The sequence below is a fragment of the Nisaea sp. genome (assembly GCF_040217065.1).
GTDB lineage: Bacteria > Pseudomonadota > Alphaproteobacteria > Thalassobaculales > Thalassobaculaceae > Nisaea.
This window is the reverse complement of the sequence record NZ_JAVJNX010000005.1, coordinates 698,621-725,061: the sequence shown is the minus strand read 5'-3', so window position 1 is coordinate 725,061 and position 26,441 is coordinate 698,621. Positions and strand designations below refer to the sequence as shown.

Annotated in this window: 24 protein-coding genes and 1 pseudogene; 15 read left to right on the top strand and 10 right to left on the bottom strand. The window is 59.7% G+C overall.

What is annotated here, in order from left to right; translation table 11 throughout:
- The first annotated feature begins 110 nt into the window (after positions 1–110).
- On the top strand, positions 111–1,646 hold the full coding sequence (locus RH950_RS08095; RefSeq protein ID WP_350055489.1) for a DEAD/DEAH box helicase: 1,536 nt from the start codon (positions 111–113) through the stop codon (positions 1,644–1,646).
- Positions 1,647–1,738: 92 nt separating this feature from the next.
- Positions 1,739–1,981 (top strand): Lrp/AsnC ligand binding domain-containing protein, encoded by a 243-nt coding sequence (locus tag RH950_RS08090; protein ID WP_350055487.1) that lies wholly within the window; start codon positions 1,739–1,741, stop codon positions 1,979–1,981.
- Between the two features lie 6 nt (positions 1,982–1,987).
- On the opposite strand, the gene RH950_RS08085 is transcribed toward RH950_RS08090, so the two are convergent.
- The 5 genes and pseudogenes from RH950_RS08085 to RH950_RS08065 all read right to left on the bottom strand — a co-directional run bounded on the left by RH950_RS08085 (position 1,988) and on the right by RH950_RS08065 (position 7,468).
- Positions 1,988–2,854, bottom strand: coding sequence for a pentapeptide repeat-containing protein (locus tag RH950_RS08085; RefSeq protein WP_350055563.1), 867 nt, complete (start codon positions 2,852–2,854; stop codon positions 1,988–1,990).
- Positions 2,855–2,890: 36 nt separating this feature from the next.
- Positions 2,891–3,205 (bottom strand): annotated as a pseudogene (locus RH950_RS08080) (pentapeptide repeat-containing protein); the annotation flags it as partial.
- 125 nt (positions 3,206–3,330) lie between these two features.
- Entirely contained in the window at positions 3,331–3,993 is a 663-nt protein-coding gene (locus RH950_RS08075; RefSeq protein WP_350055485.1) for an aspartate/glutamate racemase family protein, read from the bottom strand.
- Positions 3,994–4,005: 12 nt separating this feature from the next.
- Positions 4,006–6,687 carry an aminopeptidase N gene (pepN, locus tag RH950_RS08070; protein ID WP_350055483.1) on the bottom strand — a complete coding sequence of 894 codons (2,682 nt, stop codon included), beginning with the start codon at positions 6,685–6,687 and terminating at the stop codon, positions 4,006–4,008.
- A gap of 10 nt (positions 6,688–6,697) precedes the next feature.
- The gene (locus RH950_RS08065; protein ID WP_350055481.1) at positions 6,698–7,468 is read right to left on the bottom strand and encodes an SDR family NAD(P)-dependent oxidoreductase; all 771 of its coding nucleotides are present in this window, start codon (positions 7,466–7,468) and stop codon (positions 6,698–6,700) included.
- A 100-nt stretch (positions 7,469–7,568) separates the two neighbouring features.
- Here RH950_RS08065 and RH950_RS08060 point away from each other — a divergent pair, with 100 nt between their 5' ends.
- Complete coding sequence (locus RH950_RS08060) at positions 7,569–8,522, top strand: NAD(P)H-dependent flavin oxidoreductase (RefSeq protein WP_350055478.1); 954 nt, start codon at positions 7,569–7,571, stop codon at positions 8,520–8,522.
- A gap of 26 nt (positions 8,523–8,548) precedes the next feature.
- Here the strand turns inward: RH950_RS08060 and RH950_RS08055 are convergent, their stop codons facing one another.
- Positions 8,549–8,932, bottom strand: a complete 384-nt coding sequence (locus tag RH950_RS08055) for a GcrA family cell cycle regulator (RefSeq protein WP_350055477.1) — start codon at positions 8,930–8,932, stop codon at positions 8,549–8,551.
- 304 nt (positions 8,933–9,236) lie between these two features.
- On the opposite strand from RH950_RS08055, the gene RH950_RS08050 reads away from it, so the two are divergent.
- From RH950_RS08050 to RH950_RS08040, 3 genes are all read left to right on the top strand, one after another.
- Positions 9,237–10,181 (top strand): UDP-glucuronic acid decarboxylase family protein, encoded by a 945-nt coding sequence (locus RH950_RS08050; RefSeq protein ID WP_350055475.1) that lies wholly within the window; start codon positions 9,237–9,239, stop codon positions 10,179–10,181.
- 398 nt (positions 10,182–10,579) lie between these two features.
- Entirely contained in the window at positions 10,580–11,539 is a 960-nt protein-coding gene (locus RH950_RS08045) for an ABC transporter substrate-binding protein (protein ID WP_350055473.1), read from the top strand.
- Positions 11,540–11,613: 74 nt separating this feature from the next.
- Positions 11,614–13,584, top strand: coding sequence for a methyl-accepting chemotaxis protein (locus RH950_RS08040; protein ID WP_350055471.1), 1,971 nt, complete (start codon positions 11,614–11,616; stop codon positions 13,582–13,584).
- Positions 13,585–13,745: 161 nt separating this feature from the next.
- Here RH950_RS08040 and RH950_RS08035 read toward each other — a convergent pair whose 3' ends face one another.
- The 3 genes from RH950_RS08035 to RH950_RS08025 all read right to left on the bottom strand — a co-directional run bounded on the left by RH950_RS08035 (position 13,746) and on the right by RH950_RS08025 (position 17,541).
- Complete coding sequence (locus RH950_RS08035; RefSeq protein ID WP_350055469.1) at positions 13,746–15,500, bottom strand: AAA family ATPase; 1,755 nt, start codon at positions 15,498–15,500, stop codon at positions 13,746–13,748.
- 125 nt (positions 15,501–15,625) lie between these two features.
- Positions 15,626–16,786: an acyl-CoA dehydrogenase family protein gene (locus tag RH950_RS08030; RefSeq protein WP_350055467.1), complete on the bottom strand. Its 1,161-nt coding sequence runs from the start codon at positions 16,784–16,786 to the stop codon at positions 15,626–15,628.
- 47 nt (positions 16,787–16,833) lie between these two features.
- Entirely contained in the window at positions 16,834–17,541 is a 708-nt protein-coding gene (locus RH950_RS08025) for a nitroreductase (protein ID WP_350055465.1), read from the bottom strand.
- A 23-nt stretch (positions 17,542–17,564) separates the two neighbouring features.
- Here RH950_RS08025 and RH950_RS08020 point away from each other — a divergent pair, with 23 nt between their 5' ends.
- From RH950_RS08020 to RH950_RS07985, 8 genes are all read left to right on the top strand, one after another.
- Positions 17,565–18,794, top strand: coding sequence for a CaiB/BaiF CoA transferase family protein (locus RH950_RS08020; protein WP_350055463.1), 1,230 nt, complete (start codon positions 17,565–17,567; stop codon positions 18,792–18,794).
- Between the two features lie 140 nt (positions 18,795–18,934).
- Positions 18,935–19,492 (top strand): PAS domain-containing protein, encoded by a 558-nt coding sequence (locus RH950_RS08015; RefSeq protein ID WP_350055461.1) that lies wholly within the window; start codon positions 18,935–18,937, stop codon positions 19,490–19,492.
- 124 nt (positions 19,493–19,616) lie between these two features.
- A complete protein-coding gene (locus tag RH950_RS08010) occupies positions 19,617–20,534 on the top strand; it encodes an AAA family ATPase (protein ID WP_350055459.1) in 918 nt (305 codons plus the stop codon).
- A 7-nt stretch (positions 20,535–20,541) separates the two neighbouring features.
- Positions 20,542–21,858: a vWA domain-containing protein gene (locus RH950_RS08005; RefSeq protein WP_350055457.1), complete on the top strand. Its 1,317-nt coding sequence runs from the start codon at positions 20,542–20,544 to the stop codon at positions 21,856–21,858.
- Between the two features lie 58 nt (positions 21,859–21,916).
- On the top strand, positions 21,917–22,258 hold the full coding sequence (locus RH950_RS08000; protein WP_339849898.1) for an XdhC family protein: 342 nt from the start codon (positions 21,917–21,919) through the stop codon (positions 22,256–22,258).
- Position 22,259: 1 nt separating this feature from the next.
- Positions 22,260–22,967, top strand: a complete 708-nt coding sequence (locus RH950_RS07995) for an XdhC family protein (protein ID WP_350055455.1) — start codon at positions 22,260–22,262, stop codon at positions 22,965–22,967.
- Between the two features lie 7 nt (positions 22,968–22,974).
- Positions 22,975–24,630: an NTP transferase domain-containing protein gene (locus RH950_RS07990; RefSeq protein ID WP_350055453.1), complete on the top strand. Its 1,656-nt coding sequence runs from the start codon at positions 22,975–22,977 to the stop codon at positions 24,628–24,630.
- A 1-nt stretch (position 24,631) separates the two neighbouring features.
- Positions 24,632–25,069 (top strand): iron-sulfur cluster assembly scaffold protein, encoded by a 438-nt coding sequence (locus RH950_RS07985; protein ID WP_350055451.1) that lies wholly within the window; start codon positions 24,632–24,634, stop codon positions 25,067–25,069.
- Here the strand turns inward: RH950_RS07985 and RH950_RS07980 are convergent.
- On the bottom strand, positions 25,066–25,503 hold the full coding sequence (locus RH950_RS07980) for a flagellar basal body rod protein FlgC (RefSeq protein WP_350055449.1): 438 nt from the start codon (positions 25,501–25,503) through the stop codon (positions 25,066–25,068). The two genes, RH950_RS07985 and RH950_RS07980, sit on opposite strands and share 4 nt — an antisense overlap.
- Before the next feature lie 153 nt (positions 25,504–25,656).
- Between RH950_RS07980 and RH950_RS07975 the strand changes: the two genes are divergently transcribed.
- A complete protein-coding gene (locus tag RH950_RS07975) occupies positions 25,657–26,430 on the top strand; it encodes a hypothetical protein (protein ID WP_350055447.1) in 774 nt (257 codons plus the stop codon).
- Positions 26,431–26,441 lie beyond the last annotated feature (11 nt).

The window sequence follows — 26,441 nt, the reverse complement described above, 5'->3', positions numbered from 1 at the left end:
CTCTTTGTTGACAGCGGCCACGCTAGACATAAAATCCGCTTCATCTTCGCGCCGAGCATTTTACAGACAACCTGTAACTCCTCAGCCAACGCGATAAAATAGGCGGTACCTTGACGTTTTCAGACCTTGGACTTAGCGACGCAGTCGTTTCTGCGGTAACCGATGCTGGTTACACAATACCCACTCCTATCCAGGAGCAGGCGATCCCCCACGTACTGATGGGACGAGACATTCTCGGCTGTGCACAAACCGGGACCGGCAAAACCGCGTCCTTCACACTGCCGATGATCGACATCCTGGCGGCCGGACGGGCCAAGGCGCGCATGCCGCGCTCCCTGATCCTCTGTCCGACGCGGGAACTTGCGGCGCAGGTCGCCGACAATTTCGTCAAGTACGGCAAATACAACCAGCTCAACATGGCTCTTCTCATCGGCGGCGTTGCCTTTGCCGAGCAGGAACGGAAGCTCGACCGAGGCGTTGACGTGCTGATCGCGACACCGGGCCGCCTGCTCGACCATTTCGGGCGCGGCCGGATCCTGATGACCGACGTCAAGGTACTGGTGATCGACGAAGCCGACCGCATGCTCGATATGGGCTTCATCCCCGATGTCGAAAAGATCGTCGGACTTCTGCCGCGGATCAGGCAGACCCTGTTCTTCTCCGCAACCCTGTCCAAGGAAATCCGCAAGCTGGCGGATGCCTTCCTGATCAATCCGCGCGAGATTACAGTCGCCTCCTCCTCCTCTGCTGCCGATACCGTCAGCCAGTGGCGCATCCATGTGAATGCGAAAGACAAGCGCGACGCTCTGCGCAATCTGATTGAAGCCGAGAAGCCGGCGAACGCGATCATCTTCTGCAACCGGAAGCGCGATGTCGGTGTCGTGCATCGGTCCCTGAAGAAATCCGGCTACAATGCCGTCGAGTTGCATGGCGACATGTCCCAGCCGGACCGGACAAAGACTCTGCAGCGCTTCAAGGACGGCGATGCGGACCTGCTCTGCGCCAGTGACGTCGCCGCGCGCGGTCTGGATATCGCCGGCCTCAGCCACGTGTTCAATTACGATGTACCGACCAATGCGGAAGACTATATTCATCGCATCGGCCGGACCGGACGTGCCGGAAAAGAAGGCCGTGCCTTTACATTGACCACGCCGGAAGACGAGAAATATCTCCAGGCCATCATCAAGCTGATCGGCAAGGATATCACGGTCTTCAAGATTGCCGGAAAACCGGCGGCTGATCTACCGAGCGCCGAAAGCGCAAAGACGGAAACCAGCAGCGCCAAAAGTTCTCGTGCCAAAAGCGCCAGCACGGAAGGTGCCCACACTGAGCCTTCCGTTGCAGAAGCGGCAACCGCCGAAGCACCTGCGTCAGACAGCGCAGAGGCAGAAAGCGCCGCAAACGCTGACGAAAAGCGCAGCGGCCGGAGCACCAACGGCCGGAAAAAGCCGCGCGCCCGCGGTGGTCGCGACCGGGAACGCGCCTATCCGGGAGAGCGGACCCCAGGTCCAGGCAACGTGACCGAGTTCCCGGCGAAGGAATCTCGCGGGCGAGGCCGTCAGCGGGACCGGGACGAGGAGTCGGGCAGCAACGAAAAGATTGTCGGCCTCGGTGACCACGTTCCTGCGTTCCTTCTCCGCAAGTAAGGCAGTCGAAATCGTTCGGCGGCGCCGCTTGATTTCGGCGCCCGTTTCGGAAACCATCGGAGGCTCATTGCTTCCAGATACCGGGTTCCTCGATGCAGACCATCTTTGTTCAGGTTAAGTGCGAGCTCAGCGAAGCCTACAATGTCGCCGATTCAGCGATCATGGATTTCGAGGAAGTCTCGGAGGTGCATTCCACCTCTGGTCAGTACGACCTTATGATGAAATGCTACCTGCCTGACGATACCGATATCGGCCGGTTCGTCACCGAAAAGATCCACAGTATCAAGGGCGTGAAAGATACTTTCACGATCATCACCTTCAAGGCATTCGGGTAAAGCTGGTCAGGCGTCGGCAGACGCGCTCGGTTCTTCGGTTTCGGCCGAAGTAAAGATTGCACCGTCCGTAGCTGCTGTCTCGAAGGACACGCCCTCAAGCCGTGCCCCTTCGAAGTTTGTTTGCGTGCAGATCGCTCTGTCCAGAGTTGCTCCGGTCAGCGTGGCGGGAAAGCGAACCATACGGCGGTCGCCGCGTGTGCTCAGGACATTCACATAGCCCAGATCCGCGTCGGCCAGGTTGGCCGCCGTCAGATCAGCGTTCATCAGGATGACGCCGCGCATGTCGGCGCCCATCAGATTGGCGCCGGCGAAATTCGCTCCCGTGAAATCAGCCATGGTGAGGAACGATTTCCCGAGATTGCATTTCTCCAGATTCGCGCCGGTGAACTTTGCGACGCTCAGATCAGCATACTTGAAATCAATTCCCGCCAGGTTGGCTCCGGAGAAATCCGCCTGCTCGCCGTCCTTACCGTCGGTCGCCAGCCATTTCATGTGGCGCTGAACCTTCAGCTTGAGGTCGTCTTTGAGTTCCCGAATACCGAGGAACACCCGGCAATTGTCGAGACGCGCGCCTTTCATGTCGCAGACCGAGACATCGACATTGCGGAGTACCGCTCCTTCCAGGTCAGCGCCGCGCAGGCTCGCCCCCTTCAGGTTTGTACCGGCCATCACCGCATTCTTCATTCGGGCCAGCTCGAGATTTGCCCCCTCAAGATCGGCGCCGGAAAGATTGACCGCGACGAGTTCCGCTTCCGAGAGATTGCTGTTCCGAAGCGATGCCCCCTGGAGATTGCTCTCTGTCATGTTCGCACGCGAGAAATTCGACTTGTCGAGCACGGCATCGGACAGGTCGACGCTTTGCGTCCGCTTCATTCCGGCGTCCCTGATATCTCCAGGGCGCATGTCAGCTTCCCTGAAATCCGCTCCGCCGAGACGCGCACCGGTAAATTTCGTTCCTCGCAAATCAGCCCGAAAGAAATTGCAGCCTGCCATATTGGCCCGCCGCATGACGGCGCCGAACATGTCGGATCCGGAAAAATCACCTCGAACAAAGGCAGCACCGGTCAGGTCCGCGCCGGACAGAAGCGCATTATGTAACTTGGCGTTGGGCGCGCGCAGCCCCTTCAGACTTGCGTTTCTTAAATCTGCGCGCTTGCATCCAGGGACCCCATCGAGATACCCCCGATGGAGCACAATAACTTCTTTTAGTGTTGCTTCATCCATTGAAAGAATTGCCCGCCCCAGACACGCAACGACTACATCATAAGGTTATAGAACGATCGTTACCTTAACTTATCAAGCACTAAAAACTATAGCAGTGCTTGAATTTATATCGAATTGTATTGATTTCATGTAGATTTTAGCAGGGAATTGGTTAACGCATTACTAACTGCAGCTTGTGTTGGATCGATGACCGGGACCGATAACTCGTCCTCGAGCCTCTTTCGGTAGCGCGCCATGCCCGCACACCCCAGAACAATCGCCTGCGCGCCGTCAAGATCCCGCAATTTCGTACCCGTCTCCAATAACCTTGCGTAGGCAACGGCCTCATTCGAGAGTTCGACCACCCCCAGCCCCATGGCCCGTTCACCGACCAATCGCGACTCGAGACCAAGGACGCGCACATACCGGAGATGGCGCGGAATAGATTTGTCGAGAATGGCAACGACGCCGAACTTCTCGACCCGGCTCATGGCGCTGAGCATTCCAGATTCAGCAATCCCGTAAACCGGCTTTTCCGTTGCCTCCCGGCAGGAATAGATCCCCGGATCGGAATAGCAGGCAATGACAAAGGCCGACGCATTGTTCGCGCGGCGATCAACCATCGCCCGCAATTGCACGGCCACCTGGTCAACATCCGCCTGGCTTTCGATGCCAGCCGGTCCATCCGGGTTCGTAAGACATTCGATTTCAGGCCCTCCCGGCAGACGAAGACCGTCAAGCGCGGCACTCATTGCTTCGGTCACGGCTTCGGTACTGTTCGGATTGATGACAATGATCGGATCGATCATGTGTGAGGCCTCCTATGCCAGCCCTTTGGTTACCAGTTCGGTGACGTCCGGCGACAGGCCGGGACGCCGGAGAATGCGCGCGAGACATTCCCGCATCAGCCCCTGCCGATGCTCATCGTATCGCTTCCAGCGCGTCAGCGGCGACACCAGACGGGCCGCGATCTGCGGATTGATCTCGTCGAGCTTAATGATCTGATCCGCGAGGAAGCTGTATCCCATTCCGTCCGCCGCATGAAACCGGACCGGGTTTCCGCTTGCAAATGCACCGATCACGGCTCGGACCCGGTTCGGCGTCTTCAGATCGAATTTGGGATGCTCCAGCAATGCCTTTACATCATCGAGCGTGCCGTCGAGGCCGCTTGTCGCGCGCAAGGTGAACCACTTGTCCAGAACCAGCGGCTGCTCGATCCAGCGATCATGAAAGGCCGCGAGCGCCACGGTTCGCTCAATACAATCCGTATTGTTGAGTGCCTGCAGCGCCGCCATGGACTCCGTCATGGTCGTCGCTCCCGCCGCCTGCCTGGCGGCAAGAGCACGCGCCTCCGCGCCTCCCCCGGCAACCAGATAGCCGAGAATCACCGCTTTCAGACTGCGTGCCCCCATGGCCTCGGTCGACATGTCATCCGCAGAGAACGCGCCGCTCAGCTTCCCGTAGAGGGCCTTGAATGCCGCATCATGACGAAGGCCTATTTCCCGGCGCGCCAAGGTCCGGACAGTGTGGATGGCATCAGGATCGGCCGGGCTCATCGCTTCAGCCAGCACGCCTTCGCCAGGCAGCATCAGCAGCTCGGCCACGAATGCGGGATCGAGCGTTCCATCGGAGAGAATTTCTTCGACCGCATCATGGAAAGCATTCTCCAGCACAACATCGCGGCTGTCAGACGCGGCACGCAGCAGCATCCTCGTCAGATAGCTTTGCCCGGAGTCCCAGCGGGCGAACGGATCATTGTCATGCTTGAACAGGAAAAGCTGCTCCGTTCCCGTCAAGCTTGTCCGCAGTTTCACCGGGGCGGAGAATCCCCTGAGCAGTGACGGCACCGTCCCGCTCTCGACATTCTCGAAGACAAACTCCTGTTCCACTGCGGTCACCGGAAGGACCCGCTCGGTCGGCGGTATATCCGCGTTGTCACCGCGCAACTTCAGCGGTTGTTCCTTGCCGGACGGATCAAGCAGCGCAACGCAGAGAGGGATCAGCATCGGCTGCTTGTCAGCCTGCCCCGGCGTCGGCGGCACTGTCTGGCACACCTTCAGGGTGGCCGTCTTCTCCACGGCGTCATGGAGAAGCGACACATCAAGCATCGGAGTCCCCGCCTGGCTGTACCAGAGCCGGAACTGGCCAAGATCGACCCCGCTCGCATCCTCCATGGCCGCGACGAAATCCTCGCAGCGAACGGCCTGGCCGTCATGCCGTTCGAAATAGAGATCCATCCCCCCGCGGAAGCCCTCGGGACCCAGCAGGTTGTAGATCATGCGGATAACCTCGGCGCCTTTCTCGTAGATCGTGACAGTGTAGAAATTGTTGATCTCGGCGTAGCTCTCCGGCCGGATCGGATGGGCGGTCGGACCGGAATCTTCCGGAAACTGGGCGGCGCGCAGCAGCCGCGCATCGGCAACCCGCTTGACCCCGCGTGAATGGGTGTCCGAGGTGAATTCCTGGTCCCGAAACACCGTCAGGCCTTCCTTCAGGCTGAGCTGGAACCAGTCCCGGCAGGTCACCCTGTTGCCGGTCCAGTTGTGGAAATATTCGTGCGCGACAATACCCTCCAGCCGTTCGTAATCCGCATCCGTGGCGGTTTCCGGGTCGGCCAGCACGAACTTGCTGTTGAAGATGTTGAGGCCCTTGTTCTCCATCGCCCCCATGTTGAAATGGCTGACAGCGACGATCATGAAGAGATCCAGGTCGTATTCGAGCCCGAACACCTCCTCGTCCCATTTCATCGAACGCTTCAGACTGTCCATGGTGTGGCCGCAGAGATGCTCGTTGCCGTGCTCGACATAGATCCTGAGCGCCACATCCCGCCCGGAAGCTGTGCGGAAACTGTCGGAGACACAGGCGAGATCGCCGGCGACGGCGGCGAAGAGATAGGAGGGTTTCGGGAACGGGTCATTCCAGACCGCGTAATGACGTCCGTCGCCGGCCTCGCCGGTCCCGACCAGGTTCCCGTTCGACAACAGAATTGGGAACCGCGCCGCATCCGCCTCGAGCCGCGTCGTATAGACCGCCATCACGTCGGGCCGATCCGGGAAGTAGGTAATGCGCCGGAAGCCTTCCGCCTCGCATTGGGTGCAGTACATGCCCTCGGACATGTAGAGCCCCTCAAGTGCCGTGTTCATTTCCGGCACGATCGCCGTCACCACCTCAAGCGTGAAAACGTCCGGTACCGCCCTGAGGGACAGACGGTCCCCGGCCACCTCATATCGACTGTCATCGACTGCGGCACCCTCGAGGGTCAGGGAGACCAGGCGGAGATCCTGCCCGTCCAGCTCCAGGATGTCGGACGCCGAGGCCGCATCGGGATTGCGGCGTCCCTTCAGGACGGCCGTGACCACGGTCTCTCCGTCGCGGAGATCGAAATCGAGATCGACCGTGTCGATCAGGAAAACCGGCGGCATGTAGTCCGCAAGGTTCTTCACTTTCGCTCCGGGGGTATTCTCGACGCGTTCCATTTCAGCTCCGCAAGTCAGTGTGCTCATTCGAGGCAGCTCAATTCGCCATCCAGCCGCCATCGACCATCAGGTTTTCCCCCGTAATGTAGGTAGCCTCGTCGCTGGCGAGAAACAGAACCGCGTTGGCGACATCACGGGGTAGGCCCAGCCGTGGCCAGGGCGTGCGTGTATGCGAATAGGCCAGGATATCGGGATCGACGGCCGGGCCGCTCTTGCCGGTCAGGATCTTGCCGGGCGCGACCGCGTTGCAGACGATCCCGTCGGCCGCGTAATCCCCGGCAATCTGGCGGGTCATATAGACGACGGCGGCCTTGCCCGTGCCGTAGGCGAAATCGTTTGGCGAGCGGACCATGCCGTGCTGCGAGGAGATATTGACGATCCGGCCGCGCACGCCGTCCCGCTCCGGCTGGGTCAGCATCTGCTGGATCGCCCGCTTGCAGCCAAAGAACACGCCCCGCGCATTCACCCCCATGACCCGCTCCCAGTCTTCCTCTGTGGTCTCCAGGATCGGCTTGCTGACCCCGATGGCGGCATTGTTGACAATGATATCAAGCGCGCCGAAGCGTGTGACGGCGAGCGAAACGGCTGCGTCGACCGACGCCCAGTCAGCCACGTCCATTTCCGTGAAGACAGCGTCGCCTCCCATCGCCTCGATCTGATCCAGCGTCTTCGGCCCGCCCTCTCGCGGCAGGTCGGTGCGATCGGCGATCACGACTCGCGCACCTTCTTCGGCGAATCTGAGGGCAATGGCCTTGCCGATGCCAGAGGCGGCACCGGTGACGAGCGCGGTTCTGTCCTTGAGACGCATGATATCTCCGGGGTCCGGGGCGCGCTGGAGGGCGGGGAAGGATTGCGGCGCGCCTGTGAGGTGACTAGGGTTCCGGTCAACAATAAATGGGGAGGGTGATTTGGCAATAAATACAGCGCTGACGGAGCGGCTCGGCATAGACCATCCGGTGCTCTGCGCTCCGATGGCACGGGTTTCCGGGGGCCGGCTGGCCGCTGCCGTATCGCAGGCTGGCGGCCTTGGCCTGATCGGCGGTGGTTATGGCGACCAGGACTGGATCGACACGGAACTGGCCGCGGCGGGCAATGCCAGAATCGGCATCGGTTTCATCACCTGGCGTCTCGAACATTTCCCGGACGTTCTTGACCGTGCCCTCGAGCGGCAACCGGCCGCCGTAATGCTTTCCTTCGGGGACGAACGGCCTTTCGCCGACCGGATCAAGGCGGCAGGGGCCGTTCTTATCGCCCAGGTGCAAAGCCTTGGCCAGGCGAAACGCGCAGCCGACGCCGGCGCCGATATCGTCATCGCCCAGGGCGGCGAAGCAGGCGGGCACGGTGCTCATCGGGGAACATTCTCGCTGGTCGCGGAAGTGGTCGACGCCCTGCCCGGCATCCCCGTCGTCGCGGCGGGCGGCATCGCCGACGGACGCGGCCTGGCCGCGGCCCTGATGCTGGGAGCGAGCGGCGTGCTGCTCGGCACGCGTTTTGTCGCGACGGAAGAATCCCTTGCACCGGACCCCGCGAAGCGCGCGGTCGCCAGGGAAAGCGGCGATGTCACGGTGAAAGGCAGCACTTTCGACAAGGCGCGCGGCTTCACCTGGCCGGAGCCCTACGCGCTGCGCACGTTCAGCAACAGTTTTTCGGAACGCTGGGAAGGCAAGGATCTGCCCGAGACAGCCATTGCCGAGTTCGAGGCCGCTGCGGCCAGGGCCGATATGGAAATCGCTCCCGTGGTGGCCGGTGAAGCCGCCGGCATCATCAGCGATGTGCCCTCGGCCATCGACCTGGTGCCCCGCATCGTGGCCGAGGCCGAGCAAAAATTAAGGGGCGCCGCAGCATTCTGCGACACCCCCTAACGGATGATATGTTGAGGGCGCGCCGGTCAGGCCGCCTTGGTGTCCCGCATGCTGGTATAGGCCAGTGCACAATGCTTTGCGCAGTATGGCCGTCCGGGCGAAATGCTGTCACCGCAGAACTTGAAGTCCGGAGACTTCGGGTCACCCGTGGGCCAGGAGCATTTGCTCCGGTCCCATTCCTGCGCCGCCAGCGGAGAGACTTTCCGCTTCTTCGGCTCGACCGGCTTGTCGGAGCGAACGATCGGTGACTGCCGCTTCGGCAGGCCCATACGGTGAACCTTGCCCACCACGGCATTCCGCGAAACCCCGAGCTCATTTCCGATCTGTGTGATCGACAATCCGTCGGCCCAAAGCTGCGTGAGCTTGGTCAAACGGTCCTCGGTCCATGCGCTGGCTGCGATGTCAGCCATAGTGCCCTCCAAGTATAATTCCACTGCCGGCCAACCCCGGCTTGGCCGGGTATGCGTTGCCTCAAAAGACGCAACATGTTGTGCCGATACGGACGAAGCCTACTCTTTCTTGTGGTCCAGACACAAGCCGAATCCGAATGATCGATACGATTCGCGCTGATTCAAGGACTTACGGCAATGAGTTCCGACCGCACTCAAACAGACTCCAAAACCGCACACGGCACCTGCCCCGTTTGCACCCGGTCCCGGATGGGGTATGGAAACCCTAGAGATTTGCATTCGCAGAAGAGTTCGGCGGCACGACATGAAATCAGTACCGAAACGCGTCCTCGTCACCGGCGGTGCCGGCTTTGTCGGCTCTCATCTGTGCGAGCGCCTGCTGGCGCGAGGAGACGACGTGCTCTGCGTCGATAATTTCTACACCGGCATGCGGCGCAACGTGGCCCATCTGCTCGAGAATCCGAACTTCGAGCTGATGCGGCACGACATCACCTTCCCGCTCTATGTCGAGGTGGACGAGATCTATAATCTCGCCTGCCCGGCCTCGCCGATCCACTATCAGCGCGATCCGGTGCAGACCACCAAAACCAGCGTCATTGGCGCCATCAATGTCCTCGGCCTGGCGAAACGGGTGAAAGCCAAGGTGCTGCAGGCCTCGACTTCGGAAGTCTATGGCGACCCGACGGTGCATCCGCAGACCGAGGAATATTGGGGCAACGTGAACACAACCGGCATCCGGGCCTGCTATGACGAAGGCAAGCGCTGCGCCGAAACTCTGTTTTTCGACTATCTGCGCCAGCACAAGCTGCGCATCAAGGTGGCCCGGATTTTCAATACCTACGGCCCGCGCATGCACCCGAATGACGGCCGCGTGGTCTCCAACTTCGTACTCTCCGCCCTGCGCGGCGACGATCTGACGCTTTATGGCGACGGCAGCCAGACCCGCTCGTTCTGTTATGTCGACGATCTGGTCGAGGGTCTGATCCGTCTGATGGACAGCGAAGACAGCGTGACCGGCCCGATCAATCTCGGCAATCCGTCGGAAATGACGGTGAAACAGCTCGCCGAGACCGTGACGGATCTGGTCGGCGGCAAGAACGGAATCACCTACCACCCGCTGCCCCAGGACGATCCGATGCAGCGTCAGCCTGACATCACGAAGGCGACGAACCTGCTCGGCTGGGAGCCCAAGGTGAGTCTGCGGACTGGGTTGGAACAAACAATAACCTATTTCCGGGATTTTGCCTGAGCTGTTTACCACTCTCCCCTTTTTCGCTGCGATAACTCTTGCCGGATCTTTGAGATTGCCCCGAAACGGCAGAATATCCTTGTCCGCCTGCATCTCCAGCCAATCGGCGGAGCATCGGACCTCGGACGGGAATTGAAGATTTTTTTAGGATACGTATAGCAATAGTAATAAACGCCTTCGAATCAGAAAAGTAGAAGTAGCTTTGAGTTAATAAATTATTAACCAAAAAACGAACATACATAAAAATTCACTAATTAGATCATTAACAGGTGATTAATTTTTCGATTCAATCGAAATCGATGAATTTGAAAAACACCCCCCGGAATTTACTTTTTTTTAATACGGATCGATGAAAAACGGGTCATTCGTTCCCCGAAACCACCTTACATGGAGACCCTATGTTTCTGAAACGACTCGCAGCTACCACCGCTGCAATCCTCATGGCATCTACCGCCTATGCCACCGACTTCGCTGGCAAGAAGGTCCTTTTCATCGATTCCTATCATGAGGGCTACCCGTGGAGCGACGGCATCACGACAGGAATTCAGAATGTGATAGGCAAGAGCGGCGCCGAACTGAAGATCCATCGCATGGACACCAAGCGGAACGGGTCGGACGATTTCAAGAAGCAGGCCGCCCTCGACTCAAAAGCGCTGATCGAAGAGTGGAACCCGGACGTTGTGATCGCAACAGATGACAACGCCTCCAAATATCTCATCGTTCCCTTCTACAAAGGCTCTGACCTACCGTTCGTGTTCGGCGGTGTTAACTGGGACGCAAGCGAATACGGCTTCCCAACAAGCAACGTCACCGGCATCGTTGAAGTGGATTCCATGGACGAAACCGCTGAGCTGTTGCGTCCGCTGGCCAAGGGTGACCGTCTCGCAATGCTTGCGACCGACAATCTAACCAATCGCAAGACAGCCAAGTATGCGGTCGAACAAATGGGCCTGAAGCTGGATGCCTTCTTCCCGAAGAACTATGAAGAGTGGAAACGGGACTTCCTGAAGATCCAGGACAATTACGACATGGTCCTGTTCCGCTCGCCTGCCGGCCTGGAAGGATACGAAACCGATGCCGCCAAGGCTTTTGTTCTCGAGAACAGCCAGATCCCCGGCGGCGCCAATCAAATGATCACTGCAAACTTCGCCGTTGTGACCTATGCCAAGGTCGCCGAAGAGCAGGGCGAGTGGGCGGCAAACGCGGCTCTGGAAATTCTTGGCGGCAAATCACCGGCTGATATTCCGGTTGGCCGCAACGAGCAGGGCCGGTTGGTCCTTAATGGACCGCTAATCGAGAAGCTGCAGCTTGAAATCGGCGCCGATCTGATCTCTTCCGCCGAACAGATTATCGAATAATACCAATCTGCCTATAAGGCCCGTGGAGAGTAGTACCTCTTACGAGTGTCGATAGATTAAAAAGGACGCTAACCGTGAAGCTCAAACAGCAATTCCTGATCCCGAGCACGATCGTACTACTCTTAGGCATGGGGGCCCTTAGCTGGGTCAGCTATGTGACCACCAAGGCTGCAATAACCAACCAAACGATGAAGCAGATGGATCAGGCTGCTTCATCTGTCGCCCAGGCAGCCGATGTCTGGTTTCTCGATCGGCGGCGCGATCTCGCCGGCTGGGCCCAGGATTCGATCTACGGGAAAGCCACAGAATCCGGCTTTCTTGCCAAGCAGATGCTGCGCAAGGCAGGCGAAACGCTGGAGAACATCAAGCATAGCTACAACTACTATGAAGCGATCAGCCTTACGGATCTCGAAGGCAAGGTGATCGCCTCCTCGTTGCCGGAGACAGTCGGCTCGTCAATTGCAGGGACCGACTTCCTGAACGCGGCCCTCGCCGGCGATATCGTGCTCTACGATTCCCATCGCAGTGAACTGAGTGGTGAGCCGGTCATCGTCACCGCGGCGCCGGTCAGCACTGTCGATAAGAGAACCAAGGAAGCAACGGTTACGGGCGTGCTTTTCAGCATTATTTCTCTGTCCGACTTCACGGAAAGATTCGTCGCTCCGGCGGTATCGAGCGAATCCGGGCGGGTGATGATCTTCAACTCGAAGGGTCAGGCGATCGTCCACCCGCAGGCAGAAAAAGCGCTTGCGTTGAAACTCGATGAACTTGTTCCAAGTGTGGGCGCCAACGACACCTCTGTCGAATTTGACGAACTTGGCACCAAGCGTCTCGGGACGATCCAGAATGCAGCTGAATTAAGCTGGCGGGTTCTTGCCGACGAAGCGGAAAGCATGCTGCTGAAACCAGCCAACGACCAGGGCCTCATCACCCTGGGCATTTCCCTCATCGTACTCCTCGTTGTTGGCGGAACGATTTACATTATTGTTTCGCGGACTATTTCTCCGCTGCGGCAGTTGACCACCACCATGGGCGTGCTTGCTGGTGGCGATACCGAAGTCGTCATTCCGTCCACAGACCGGAAGGACGAACTTGGAGAGATGGCGCAGGCCGTCGGTGTTTTCAAAAACAACGCCATTGAAGTTGCCCGGCTCGAAATCGAACAGCGCGCTGCAAAAGAGCGGGCAGAAGCCGACCGAATTAGAAGCATGAACGAACTGGCGGACCGTTTCGAAACAAGTATCGGCCACGTTGTCGAAACCGTATCCAGCGAGGCTGCCTCCGTTGAGCAAACGGCGCAAAGCATGACCGTACTTGCCGGTCAGGCCATGCAGCAGAGCGAAACCGTGGCCCATTCGGCGCAAAGCGCAACAGAGAACGTTCAGAACGTTGCGGCTTCGACAGAAGAGCTCTCGAGTTCGATATCGGAAATTAGCCGACAGGTCGCGCAATCGAACTCGCTCTCAAGCGAAGCCGTGGTCCAGGCCGACCAGACAAACACAAGAGTCGAAAGCCTCGCCACAGCGGCCGCCGAAATCGGCGAAGTCGTGATGCTGATCCAGGGGATTGCCGAGCAGACCAACCTATTGGCACTCAACGCGACGATCGAAGCAGCCCGTGCGGGCGAGGCCGGCAAAGGGTTCGCCGTTGTCGCTTCGGAAGTGAAAAGCCTCGCCAACCAGACAGCAAAGGCAACCGAGGACATTGGTTCCAAGATTTCCGATATCCAGTCTGCGACCACGGAAGCGGTCACAGACATTAAAAAAATAGGTCAGATGATCTCCAACCTGAACGAAATCGCAAATGGGGTGGCCGCCGCGGTCGAGGAACAATCGGCAGCCACACAGGAAATCGCCGGGAACATTCAGCAGGCATCCGCCGGCACACAGGAAGTCTCCGGCGCCATTGCCCAGGTCACCGACGCAACCGGGCAGACAGGAACCTCCTCATCCGAGGTTCTGGTGGCTTCAGAGAAACTTAGAGGCGAAGCTGATAAACTGAACAAAGAAATCTCCCAGTTCCTGACCAGCATTCGGGCCGGCTGATTTCTTGCCGAACGGACAAAGGGAGGCTAGGGAGGTGACATCCATTCTACTTTTTTTTCAGGTCCAATAGTGACTATCTGACGGCGCAACAGGATATCGACGAAACAGCCCCAGGATCATGTGGAGTGCCGTATGCAAACCGGTCTTGCGAAGTCACTCACCTAATTCCGTGGTGTTGCCTTGTTGGTATCGGTTGTGGGCTTTTCTTGTCGGCCCGACTGCAGGATATCCATGAGCTTTTCCTCGAAGGGAAAAGGCAATGGAGGTTCAACAAGAGACCCTGTCGCGGGGACAGCGCGCTGCTCCGACCAGCGCCTGAGTTCGGCAATCTCCTCGGCTCTGGTAACAGAAAGGGGCCGTGTCGCCAGCACCGCCATTTCGAGGTGCTTCTGTTCCAAGCGCGGATCCCGGTCCAGTTCATCTGCCTCTGAAAACGCGGCGATCAGGGCTTCCCGCACCAGAGCTTCGATTTCGGCGCCGCTGAAGCCGCCTTCACCGGAAGCTTCATCCTTCCCGGTCAACGCAGTCAGCTTTTCGATATCGTAGCCATCCGGATCGTGCCCCATCCTTGTCAGGTGAATTTTAAAGATCTCCATACGCTCCTCGGCGTTGGGAAGATCGATGAAGAACACCTCGTCAAACCGCCCCTTGCGCAGGATTTCAGGCGGCAGCAGGACGGTCTCGTTGGCCGTCGCAATCACGAATACGGGTGCGGTCTTCTCCTGCAGCCAGGTCAGGAAGGTTGCCAGGACTCTCAGGGACACACCGCTATCCCCGACATGCCCTCTATTACGCGGCAATCCCTTCTCGATCTCATCGATCCACAAAACGCAGGGCGCGACCGCCTCACAGATCGATATCGCATGCCGGATATGCTGCTCCGAAGCACCGACGAGAGATGCATAGACGCGTCCCATATCGAGTTTGATAAGCGGGATTCCCCAGGACGTTGCCGTACATTTCGCCGCCAGCGACTTGCCACAGCCGGGAACGCCGGTCAGCAAGACACCCTTCGGCGCGGAGATTCCGAAAGCATGCCCTCTCTCGCTCGACGCAAGGGCGCGCTTCCGCAGCCACTCCTTCAGATTGTCGAGGCCTCCGACATCGTCCATCGACCAATCCGTGGTATCGATATATTCGAGGATACCGCTTTTTTTCACGACATCCTGCTTGAGCCGGTAGATCCCGCGGATATCGTCTTTCGTCAGCTTTCTGTCATCCACAAGGGCATCGGAAAGTGCATTGCGGATTTCGTACATCGTCAGGCCGCTGGCGGCGTTCACGACGGCTTCCTTCAGATAATCGACATCCTCATCAAGCTTGATGGCCTCCGAGGCTTCCAGGCGCTCCAGGATGTCGTCCACCCAGACCTTGATTTCCTCCTTGGTGGGCAGCGGAAAGTCCAGATGCAGGATCTCCTTTTCGAGATCCTGTGTCAGCTCCCCATCGGGCGACACTAGCAGGATGACCCCGTTCTTAGCGGAAATCCGGCTTTGCAATGCGAAATCACGCAGCCTCCTCCGGTGCACCGGGTTGTTGTGGCGCTCGATCAGATAGGGGGAGGCATCGAGCAGAACGAGAAACGTCTTGCGGCGATCAACTCCCTTTTTCTCCCGCTCATGATCAAGTTTCCGTTCAAACACCTCAATCGCCGTTATCACATCCGCGTTCTGACCGGATTTCGGCAGAAACGGGGGCGATTTCTCCGGTCGGTCCAGAATTGTCCCGATCCGCTCCATGTGAACACCACGGGTGCAGGACCAGAAAATGATGTCGCATTTCTCATTGATGGCGACCCGCTCGATACTGTCAATCACACGGTTCTCTTCGAAAGAGCGGATCGCGATTATCGGATGAAGAGACGCAATGGCGTTCGTCAGTGTCTGCTCGAAGTTTTTTTGGCTGCTGATTTTCACTGCAATATTCTCCTCACCTGACGATGGTCTCTCCACCAGACGAGGCAATGCAAGAATGCCCAGCGAAACGGCGAGATTGTAAGAATAACAGTCAGAAAGTCAGTCGCAATTGACCTAAATCAGCATCACGCCCGCTGGTTAAATCTTCGCCCGACCAAGGCAGCCGCGATATTCACCTTCTGGATATCGATCGCGCCACCGGCAATGCCCCAACCCCAGCCGTCCCGCAGTCGCTGTTCCATGCCGTAGGACTTGGAATAGCCATAGGCCCCCATGACCTGCAGTGCGGAGCCGGTGACATCGCGGACGATCTCATTGGCGAAGCATTTGGCGAGGCTGGAATCCAGCACGGACGGCAGGCCGTCCTCGGCGTTCTTGGCGGCACGGTAGATCAGCAGGCGGGATGCCTCGACCCGCATGGCCATCTCGGCGAGCTTCATCTGCACCGCCTGGAACTCCACCAGCTCCTTGCCGAAAGCCTTGCGCTCCTGGGTATAGGCAAGCGCGGTCTCGAAGGCGGCCGACGCGATGCCGAGGCACATGGTGGCGTTGCCGCAACGCTCCAGATCGAACGCTTCCATAAGCTGACGGAAGCCGCCCGCCGGAACGATGACGTTCTCTTTCGGGATCTCGACAGTGTCGAAGAAGATGTCCGCGCTCGGAATCCCCCGGAATCCCATCAGGCGCTCCCGTTCCCCGAAGCTGACGCCCTGCATGCCCTTCTCGACATAGACGGCGCCGATCCCCTTGGCGCCCGGCGCATCGGACATCTTGCAATAGACCACATAGGCCTCCGCATGCCCGCCACCGGAGCACCAGCGTTTCTGGCCATTCAGGATCAGCTTGCCGCCCTCTTCCGTCACCCGGGTCTTCAGGTCTGTCAAAGCCGAGCCGGCATCCGGCTCCGACATGGCGACAGCGACGGTCAGCTCACCGGCGCAGACCTTGGGCAGCACCTGTCTGGCCAGCTCCGAGGAGGCGAAATGCTCGACCGCGCGGCAGGGGCCGACGGAAGATTCGAAGATCGGAAAGGCGACGGCCGGAGAGACCTTGGCGAATTCCTCCAGAACGATCAGGGCCTCGAGATTGCCGAGACCGAGCCCGCCATATTCCTCCGCCACATTGATCCCGAGAAAGCCCATCTCCGCATAGCGTTTGATGTGCTCCCGGGACAGCGCCTCGTCCTTTTCCTCAAGCTCGCGGGCGACTTCCGTCATTTCCTGCGTCGCGAAGCTGCGCGCCGTCTCCTGCAAATCGCGCTGCTCGCTGGTCAGCTGGAAATCCATGGGTGTTCCTCCGGGTCTTTTTTATATTCGTTTCAGTTGAAATGAGTTTAGCCGCGATGAAAGCGGACGTAATCCTCAAGCGGCACCCGCTCCGTAATGAGTGTGTTCTCGATCTTCGACCAATCCGCCTTGCCGAGCGCCATGCCGGCGACGACAACATCTTCTTCGCCAATCGGAACATGGTTCCGGATCACCTTGTGGAAGGTGGCGAAGGCGGCCTGCGGGCAGGTTTCCAGCCCGTGGCTGCGGGCCAGCACCATGACGTTCTGCATGAACATGCCGAAATCGAGCCAGCTGCCGATTTCCAGGCCCCGGTTGATGGTGAAGATCAGGCCGACAGGGGCATCGAAGAAGGTAAAGTTCCGGGCGTGCTGCGCCTTTGTCTTCTCGAAGTCGCCCTTCTTGATATCCAGCAACCCGTAAAGCGCCCAGCCGACCGCGCGGCGGCGCCCCTTGAAGGGCTCGAAAAACTCTTTCGGGTAATACTGATACTCGCCGCTATGCCCGCCCTCATGGTGGGCCTCCACCAGGTCCGCACAGAGCGCGTCGCGGGCATTGCCGGTCACGACCTCGACCTTCCAGGGCTGCATGTTCGTCCCGCTCGGCGCCCGTCCCGCCAGGAAGAGGATGCGGGCAATAGTTTCCTCGGATACCGGGTCGGGAAGGAAGGCCCGGACGGAGCGGCGCTGCGAGACGGCCTCCTCGACGGGGTTCAGGTTTTCGTATCCGGTCTCTATGATCGGTGCGTCTGTCACGGTTCTTCTCGGGAAATTTTCAAATGGCTGGTGAAACTGCCGCCGGGCCCCTTGCGGGACTCAGGGTGCTGGATATGACATCGGTCCTGCTCGGACCCTATGCGACGCAGATCATGGGCGACATGGGCGCCGATGTCATCAAGGTCGAGTCTCTCGATGGGGACGTCACGCGCAACGTGACGCCCTTCAGGACACCCGGAATGGGTGCGGTCTTCATGAATGTGAACCGCAACAAGCGCTCCCTCAGCATCGATCTGAAGAATGCCGCCGCGCGGGACGCATTCCTCAAACTGGTGCCGGAAGCAGATGTGCTGGTCTGCTCGATCAGGCCCAATGCCATGCGCCGTCTCGGCCTCTCGTACGAAGACCTGAAGCCGCTCAATCCGGGGCTGATCTATTGCGGCGCCTACGGCTTCAGCGAGAACGGCCCCTATGCCGGCCGCCCCGCCTATGACGACATCATCCAGGCCGCCTGCGGCCTTGCCGCCCTGCATGAGCGGGCGGACGGCGCCCCGGCCTACAGTCGCACCGTGCTGGCCGACAAGGTCACCGGCCTGATGTGCCTCTCGGCAGTCACCATGGCGCTGGTGGCCCGGGGCCGGAGTGGCAAGGGGCAGTTTGTCGAAGTCCCCATGTTCGAAAGCCTCGTCGCCTTCATGCATGTCGAGCATCTTCAGGGCGCGAGCTTCGAGCCACCCCGCGGCACGACCGGTTATGAAAGGGTGCTCGCCCCGCACCGCAAGCCGTACCGCACCAGTGACGGGCATGTCGCCCTGCTCCCCTATACGACACGGCACTGGACGTCCTACCTCGACGCCATCGGGCGAAATGACATCACATCCGAAATCTGGGTCACCGATCCGGCCGAACGATCGCGCAATATCGCCAGGCTCTATAAGATCGTCGCGGAGACCACGCCAACCCGCAGCTCGACCGAATGGCTCACCCTGTTCAGCGAGATCGACGTCCCGGCCATGCCTGTACTCGGCACCGAGGACCTGCTGCAGGACCCGCATCTCGATGAAATCGGCTTCTGGCCTTTGTTCCAGCACCCGAGCGAGGGGCTGATCCGTATGGTTGGTCAGCCGATACGGTTCGAAGAGACACCTGCAAGCTATCGTATCGGTGCCCCGCGTCTTGGAGAACACAGTGTGGACATATTACGCGAAGCGGATTTGGACGAAACCGAGATTAATGAACTTTTGTCAGCCGGTTCGATTCGACAGGCTTGCCTCGATCACGACACACCATAATAAAATCTTCTTAACAAACCAAACGGTTTACCGAGTTAATACAATTATAAATTGCTCTCTTGATTGACTTTATTGCTGGACTGCCTAACCTTTGACCCTCAGCTCACTACTCGTGTAGAGGGCATCGTCGGTATTTATTCATGGCAGATTTCGAAAAAACGTCGCTCGCCACGTACGAAGCGCAATGGTTTCTCGAATTCTACAATTCGCTCCGATCAAATGCGGGAGTTATTCCGTTTAAAGACGCCCTAAAGCCACACGCTCTGGCGCCGATACTGGGGTTTGTCTTCATACTGGAGAAACTACCCGGCGGGTTCTTCTTTCGACTTTTCGGTAGCAAAATCGCGGAAATCGTCGGTCGCGAAAACACGAGAAAATATATGCACGAAATACTGAATGGAGATGATCTGGATCACGTAAACAATCTGTTGATACGCTGCCTTAGTATGCCGGTAATCGTTGCAACAACAGAACGTCTGCTTTCGCCGGGAAAAGAATGGGTTGAAGTTGAAATCATACGTTGCCCATTCAGAGACGAGCATGGAGACGCGCGTTTTATCGCGGGAACATTCAATAAGACCGGCGTCGCGGAGAAATTCTCCGGCCCCAAGATCATCGACTGGCACGATATCAAAATCGAAAAGAAGAGCATTTCACGGGTTGATATCCCTCTGCAAACGCGCTCCCTTTATCCTTAGATCATTCCAACCTGCCCCGTTAGAGCCCGTGCGATGCGGCCTGGTGTAAGGCCCGGCGCTCTTTAAACCGTCCAGACCACATGCTATCTGAAGACCATCATCGATCAAAGATCCGGACCAGTTTATGACCGTTTCCCTTCCCGCTTCCGTGGCCGACACGCTTTCCCTGCTTGCAGACGGTCAGTATGTCGCCGACACGCCGCTTGCCACCGCATTGCATCTTGCGCTGCAACTGAAGCGGCCGCTGTTTCTCGAAGGCGAGGCCGGTGTCGGCAAAACCGAGATTGCGAAGGTGCTGGCGGAAACCCTGGGGCGGAAACTGATCCGGCTGCAATGCTATGAGGGGCTCGACGTCTCCTCCGCCGTCTATGAGTGGAACTACTCCCGGCAGATGCTGGAAATCCGCATGGCCGAGGCCGAGGGCGGCACCGATCGGAAAGCACTGGCGGCCGATCTGTTCTCCGACGACTTCCTGATCAAGCGGCCGATCCTGCAGGCGCTGGAGAAAACCGAGGGCGGCGCACCGGTGCTGCTGATCGACGAGTTGGACCGGACCGATGAGCCTTTCGAGGCCTTCCTGCTGGAGGTGCTGTCGGACTATCAGGTGACCATTCCCGAAATCGGTCCCTTCAAGGCGGAAGAGCCGCCGATCGTCATCATCACCTCGAACCGGACCCGCGAGATCCACGACGCCCTGAAACGGCGCTGTTTCTATTACTGGGTCGACTATCCGAATGCCGAGCGCGAGCTGGAAATCCTGCGCAAGAAAGCGCCCGGCGCCCCCGAGGCTCTGAGCGCCCAGGTCGTTTCCTTCGTGCAGGAACTGCGCAAGATGGACCTGTTCAAGCAGCCTGGTGTGGCCGAGACCATCGACTGGACACATGCGCTGGTGCAGCTCGATTATCTGGCGCTCGATCCGGCGGCGATCGACAATACGCTCGGCGTGCTGCTGAAATACCAGGACGACATCCAGAAAATCCAGGGCAGCGAGGCGAACCGCATCCTGACACAGGTGCGCAGCGAGCTGGCCATGGCCGGTTAGGACGCCCATGGCGCCGCTCGACGAAAAAGAACCGCCCGAAGATCGCTCGTCCCTGCCGGAAACACCGGAAGGGCCCGGCGGCAAGCTGGTGGACAATATCCTGTTTTTTGCCCGCGTCCTCCGCGCGGCCGGGCTGCCTGTCGGCCCAGGCAAGGTGCTCGACGGCATCGAGGCGGTGCGCACGGTCGGCATCACTGACCGGACGGTTTTCTACTGGGCTCTGCATGCCGTCTTCGTGAACCGGCGGGACCAGCGCGAGATCTTCGATCAGGCGTTCCACATCTTCTGGCGCAACCCGCGCATCCTCGAGAAGATGATGCAGATGGTGTTGCCGGAGATGAAACTGGCAACCGACGGCAGCGAGGACGAGGCTGAGCAGATCAGCCGCCGCGTCGCCGAGGCGCTGAGCCAGCAGCAGGAAACCGGCACCGAGAGCAGTGCGCCGGACGAGGACAGCGAACAGGAAATCCAGCTCGACGCGGTGATGACCTATTCCGAGCAGGAACTGCTGCAGGGCATGGATTTCGAGAAGATGAGCACGGAGGAAATCCGCGCCGCGCACCGGGCCATCGAGAAGATGCACCTGCCGCTGGCGGACATTCCCACCCGCCGCTTCTCGCCCAGCCGCTACGGCGACAAGGTCGATCTGCGCGCCACCCTGCGCCAGGCGCTGCGCTCGGGCGGGGACAGCATTCCGCTGCAGCTGAAGAAACGCCGGACGCGGCCGCCGCCGCTGGTTGTCCTGTGCGACATTTCCGGCTCGATGACACGCTATTCGCGCATGCTGCTGCATTTCATGCATGCCGTGACGAACGACCGGGACCGGGTGCACACCTTCCTGTTCGGCACCCGCCTGACAAACGTCACCCGCTACCTGCGGCACAAGGACGTGGACGAGGCACTGGACAAGATCAGCGGTGCGGTGGAGGATTGGTCCGGCGGTACCCGGATCGGGCATAGCCTTCAGGAGTTCAACCGTGACTGGTCCCGCCGGGTTCTGACCCAGGGAGCGGTCGTTCTGCTCATCACCGACGGTCTCGATCGGGAAGCCGGCAAGGGCCTCGGTGCCGAAATGGAACGACTGCATAAGTCCTGTCGCAGGCTGATCTGGCTGAACCCGCTGTTGCGGTACGATGGCTTCGCCCCCAAATCATTGGGGGTGCGGGCCTTGTTGCCGCATGTGGACGAATTCCGGCCGGTACATTCGCTCGACAGCCTTGAGGATCTCGCAGAGCTGTTGGGAAAACCCGCCGGGATTAGACGGAACGGCATGTCGGGCTGGCTCGAAAAACTGGCCGAGATCGAAGCGGCGGAGGTGGCATAGGCAGCCCCCTCTCTCGTGACTGGGCCCGCAGGGCCCGTGGATGGGAAGGAGACCGGCTATGGACAGATATGATCCCGCGCAACAGGACGACATTCTCGGACGGATCGCCGAATGGCGGCGCGACGGACGCCGCATCGCGGTGGCAACGGTTATCAAGACTTGGGGCAGCTCCCCGCGCCCGGTGGGCAGCCAACTCGCCATCGACGATAGCGGGGCCATGATCGGCTCGGTTTCCGGCGGTTGTATCGAAGGTGCCGTGGTGCGCGAGGCCATGCAGTCCATTCAGGACGGCAAGCCCCGCACGCTGGATTTCGGCGTCAGCGACGAGCAGGCCTGGGATGTCGGCCTCGCCTGTGGCGGCGAAGTGAAGGTTTACGTGGAACGGATCGAAGGACAATAAGATGCAAGTCGAGCTGTTCGATGCCCTGATGGCGTACCGGGAGCAAAAACTGCCGGTGGCCATGGTCACGCGTCTCGAAGATGGCGCGCAGGCACTGGTCACGCCGTCCGGCACCGAAGGCGCGCTCGATCTCTCGAACGCACAGATCGACGAGACACGCACCCGCATGCGGGACGACCGCAGCGGGATCAATGTGGACGGCACCCACTTCACCCACGTCCATAATCCGCCGCTGCGCATGATCATTGTCGGCGCGGTTCATATCAGCCAGTTGCTGGCACCCATGGCCACGCTCTCCGGCTATGCGGTTTCGATCGTCGATCCGCGCGCCTCCTTTGCGACCGAGGACCGGTTCCCCGGCGTCGATCTCAGCGACGACTGGCCGGACGAGGCAATGGAAGCCCTCAAGCCGGACAGCCGGACCGCCATCATCACGCTGACCCACGATCCGAAGCTGGACGATCCGGCCCTGCATGTGGCGCTGAAAAGCGATGCCTTCTACATCGCCTGCCTCGGCAGCAAGCGGACCCATGCACGGCGCCTGGAAAGGCTCCGCGAGGAAGGTTTCACCGATGCCGACTTCCGACGCATCCATGGTCCGGCAGGTCTGCCGATCGGCGCCGTCTCGCCGGCCGAGATCGCGATTTCGATACTGGCGGAGATGACCGCCGTGAAGCACGGCTCCGAGCCGCTTCGAGCGGCGGCCTGAGACGCACATGTATTTCGGCGAACTGCCGGTCGCGAAGGCCGAAGGCGCTATCCTTGCCCATAGCCGCCGGCTGGACGGCCGGGCCCTCAAGAAAGGCCGCGTACTGGATACGGACGATCTTGCCGCGCTGAAAGCGGCCGGGATCGAGCATGTCGTCTGTGCCCGCCTGGATGACGGCGACATTCCCGAGGACCGGGCGGCCGACCAATTGGCAACGGCGTGCAGCGGCGCGCATATCCGCGTCGGACCGGCCTTCACCGGGCGGGCAAACCTGTTTGCCGAAACAGGCGGAATCGTGCTGTACGATCCGGAAAGGCTCGACGGGCTCAACCTGGTTGACGAAACCATCACGCTCGGACTGGTGCCGCCCTATCAGGCCGTAACGCAGGGCCAGATGATCGGCACGCTGAAAATCATCCCCTTCGCCGTCCCCGAGAGCCCCGTGCGGATTGCCGAGGCACTGGCGTCCCAGGAAGGCCCGCTGCTGCGGGTCGCGCCATTCGAGTCCCGCGAGACGGTTCTGATCCAGTCGCGCCTGCCCGGCACCAAGGAAACCGTGCTCGACAGCACGCTCCGCGTCACCACGGACCGGCTCAATGCCCTGGGCTCACAGCTGGCATCGGAGGCACGCTGCGATCACGATCACGCCTCCCTCACGAATACACTGCACCGTGCCATTGCCGCCAACCCGGGTCTGATCCTGATCTCCGGCGCGTCCGCCGTGGTCGATCGGCGCGATGTCATCCCGAGCGCGATCGAGAGTGTCGGCGGTACGATCCTGCATTTCGGCATGCCCGTCGATCCCGGCAATCTGATGCTGATCGGACGCGTCGGGAAAATTCCGGTCATCGGCATGCCCGGCTGCGCCCGTTCCCCAAAACTGAACGGCTTCGACTGGGTTCTGCAGCGGATCTGCGCCGGACTGGACATTTCCCCCCGCGACATCATGCGCATGGGCGTCGGCGGGTTGCTGAAGGATGTGCCGCATCGCCCCCTGCCGCGGGCCAGCGCCAAACCCGCCGCAGCATCAACCTCCGCAAAGCCGGAAACGGGCCGTCCGGAAATCGCCGGCATTCTGCTCGCCGCCGGTCAATCCTCGCGCATGGGCGCGACCAACAAGCTGCTCAGCACGCTGCACGGCAAGCCGCTGGTCAGATGGGTGGCCGAGGCCATCCTCAAGTCCGCAGCCGGACGGCTGGTTGTCGTCACCGGGCATGAAGTTGAGAAGGTCACGGCGGCGCTCTCGGATCTGGACGCCGCGTTTGTGCACAACCCGGACTATGCGCTTGGCATGAGCACCAGTGTGCGGGCGGGGTTTTCCGCTCTGGGCGAAGGCACTGCTGCCGCCCTTGTCTGTCTCGGAGACATGCCGCAGATCACGGCCGCGCTGCTCGATACAATGATCGCGGCCTATGATCCGGTCGAGGGGCGCGCCATTGTCGTTCCGGTACATGCCGGCCGGCGCGGCAACCCCATATTGTGGGATCACCGTTTCTTTGAGGAAATGCAGGAGCTGAAGGGTGACACGGGCGCCCGGGCCCTGCTTGCCGAGTTCGCCGACCTGGTCGTCGAGGTCGACACTCCCAGCAATGCTGTTCACCTCGATATAGACACCCCCGAGATGCTGTCGGAAGCCGGCGGCATGCTGGAAAAGGCAGAGTGATATGAGCGACGCTCTCTATCGGGCCGAAATTCTGCGCCTGGCCAAGGAAGGCCGTGGCAATCAGCGGCTCGAGGATGCCGATGGCAGCGCGCGGGTCGACAATCCGCTTTGCGGCGACCGGGTGACTGTCGACCTGAAACTGAAAGGCGGGAAGATCACCGCGGTCGGGCACCGGGTTCAGGGCTGTGCATTGTGCGAGGCATCCGCCGCCCTGATCAGGCAGCATGCAACGGGTCAGAGCCTTGCCGGGCTTGAGACCGTTCGCCGGCAGTTGCTGGATTACCTTGCGGGCGCGCGCGACGGTGATCTGGACTGGCCGGAGCTTGAGAGTTTTGCACCGGTCCGGGATTTCAAATCCCGGCACGAATGCGTGCGCCTGCCGTTCGATGCGGCGCTCAATGCCCTGAAAGACGCGCTGGAGAAGAACCCGGCGTTCTAGGCGAGGATGTCGATGGCCTCTTCGAGGAGTTCGTCGCCCGTCTGCAGCACCGCGACATTCGCTTCGAGCTGACGCTGGGCCTGGATCAGATTCACCGTTTCGTCGGCGATCGACACATTGGCAACCGATGAAATGCCTTCGGCGTTCGCATCCGGAGCACTCGGGTCGTAGATCGGGAAGGATGCGGGATCGACCAGCGAGGTCTGGGTCCGCACACCGGCAGCACCAGCCGTGGTGGACTGGATCTCCGTCGGACGGAAGATGGTCTCGCCAATTGCATTGGTTTCGGGTGCCGGCTGGCCCGGGCGCAGAACCTCGTCCGCTGGCGCCGCGACGCTGGAGATGTTCGCGAGATTGCTTGCCGCGTTACGGGTCTGGTTGCCCGCCGCCTGGATCCCGCTCACCGCGATATTCAATGCACCTGAAATGCTCATACGCTTACCAATAAACCCGTTATCTTAAAAAATAGTTTCCAAAGCAGCGTTTTACAAGCGTTGAACGGGTCGGCCCTGCCGCGTGACGCCATCTGCCGTAACGTGTTATGTGAGAAAACGCAGTCTGACGAAACGAAGGGATCGCAAACCGGGATGAAACAACGGCGTCTTCAGACCGGTCGGCTTCACAGCCGCCTGTATTCCCTGATTCTCGTCGTCCTGATGGTGATGCTTGTCTTTTCGACGCCGGCACGGACGCAGACGATCCAGTGGTATATCGAGGTCCTGACGGACCCGATTACCAAAGCCCCTATTCTCGAAGCCCGCATCCTGAGCAACCGTGGTTATCGCTTTCATATCATGAAGCGGGACGACAATTCGCTCTGGGCAGAGTTCAGGATGCCACGCCATGTCGAGAAAACGATCAGCCGCAAGCGGCTTCCGACCTACTGGATTGACGGCAACGATCCGATCAATCTCGAAGCTCTGAAAGAGCTGGAGGTCGGCTTCAAACCCACTCTGTATGCGATTGATGAGAAGGGGGTTCAGTTTATCCTCTGGGGTGCCTTCAAGCGTGGCCAGGTCCCGCCCCCGCTGCGTGACTTCATGCTCGGAGAGACTCTGAATGTGCGCTATTGGACATCGAGTGGTGAAATGGAGCAGGCCGAGATACCGCTGAAGCGCGCGAACGAGGCGATTTCCCAGATGCTGAACATCCCACCGCTGACCCGCGCCCCGGACGTGGCCCAGCAGCGCCGAAGCGAGACCTTCGAAACACTTGCACGGCACTATCTCGATTTTTGCGAGGAACTCAGGTTTGTCGGCAACGACACGGATTACGGTGCCTGCCGGAACCGCTTCGTCAGCTGCAGCGAAAGCCCGGATCAGTCAGAAGAATCTTTCAAGGAATGCCTGACCAAAGAATAGTAACTATCTGA

Excerpts from the sequence above, each read along its gene's own strand:
- RH950_RS08055 (WP_350055477.1), bottom strand. The coding sequence starts at position 8,932 with ATGGCTGACATCGCAGCCAGCGCATGGACCGAGGACCGTTTGACCAAG.
- RH950_RS08090 (WP_350055487.1), top strand. The coding sequence starts at position 1,739 with ATGCAGACCATCTTTGTTCAGGTTAAGTGCGAGCTCAGCGAAGCCTAC.
- RH950_RS08065 (WP_350055481.1), bottom strand. The coding sequence starts at position 7,468 with ATGCGTCTCAAGGACAGAACCGCGCTCGTCACCGGTGCCGCCTCTGGC.
- RH950_RS08005 (WP_350055457.1), top strand. The coding sequence starts at position 20,542 with ATGGCGCCGCTCGACGAAAAAGAACCGCCCGAAGATCGCTCGTCCCTG.
- RH950_RS08000 (WP_339849898.1), top strand. The coding sequence starts at position 21,917 with ATGGACAGATATGATCCCGCGCAACAGGACGACATTCTCGGACGGATC.
- RH950_RS07980 (WP_350055449.1), bottom strand. The coding sequence starts at position 25,503 with ATGAGCATTTCAGGTGCATTGAATATCGCGGTGAGCGGGATCCAGGCG.
- RH950_RS08010 (WP_350055459.1), top strand. The coding sequence starts at position 19,617 with ATGACCGTTTCCCTTCCCGCTTCCGTGGCCGACACGCTTTCCCTGCTT.
- RH950_RS07995 (WP_350055455.1), top strand. The coding sequence starts at position 22,260 with ATGCAAGTCGAGCTGTTCGATGCCCTGATGGCGTACCGGGAGCAAAAA.
- RH950_RS08015 (WP_350055461.1), top strand. The coding sequence starts at position 18,935 with ATGGCAGATTTCGAAAAAACGTCGCTCGCCACGTACGAAGCGCAATGG.
- RH950_RS08075 (WP_350055485.1), bottom strand. The coding sequence starts at position 3,993 with ATGATCGATCCGATCATTGTCATCAATCCGAACAGTACCGAAGCCGTG.
- RH950_RS07990 (WP_350055453.1), top strand. The coding sequence starts at position 22,975 with ATGTATTTCGGCGAACTGCCGGTCGCGAAGGCCGAAGGCGCTATCCTT.
- RH950_RS08085 (WP_350055563.1), bottom strand. The coding sequence starts at position 2,854 with ATGAAGCGGACGCAAAGCGTCGACCTGTCCGATGCCGTGCTCGACAAG.
- RH950_RS08045 (WP_350055473.1), top strand. The coding sequence starts at position 10,580 with ATGTTTCTGAAACGACTCGCAGCTACCACCGCTGCAATCCTCATGGCA.
- RH950_RS08030 (WP_350055467.1), bottom strand. The coding sequence starts at position 16,786 with ATGGATTTCCAGCTGACCAGCGAGCAGCGCGATTTGCAGGAGACGGCG.
- RH950_RS08020 (WP_350055463.1), top strand. The coding sequence starts at position 17,565 with ATGGCTGGTGAAACTGCCGCCGGGCCCCTTGCGGGACTCAGGGTGCTG.
- RH950_RS07985 (WP_350055451.1), top strand. The coding sequence starts at position 24,632 with ATGAGCGACGCTCTCTATCGGGCCGAAATTCTGCGCCTGGCCAAGGAA.
- RH950_RS08050 (WP_350055475.1), top strand. The coding sequence starts at position 9,237 with ATGAAATCAGTACCGAAACGCGTCCTCGTCACCGGCGGTGCCGGCTTT.
- pepN (WP_350055483.1), bottom strand. The coding sequence starts at position 6,687 with ATGAGCACACTGACTTGCGGAGCTGAAATGGAACGCGTCGAGAATACC.
- RH950_RS07975 (WP_350055447.1), top strand. The coding sequence starts at position 25,657 with ATGAAACAACGGCGTCTTCAGACCGGTCGGCTTCACAGCCGCCTGTAT.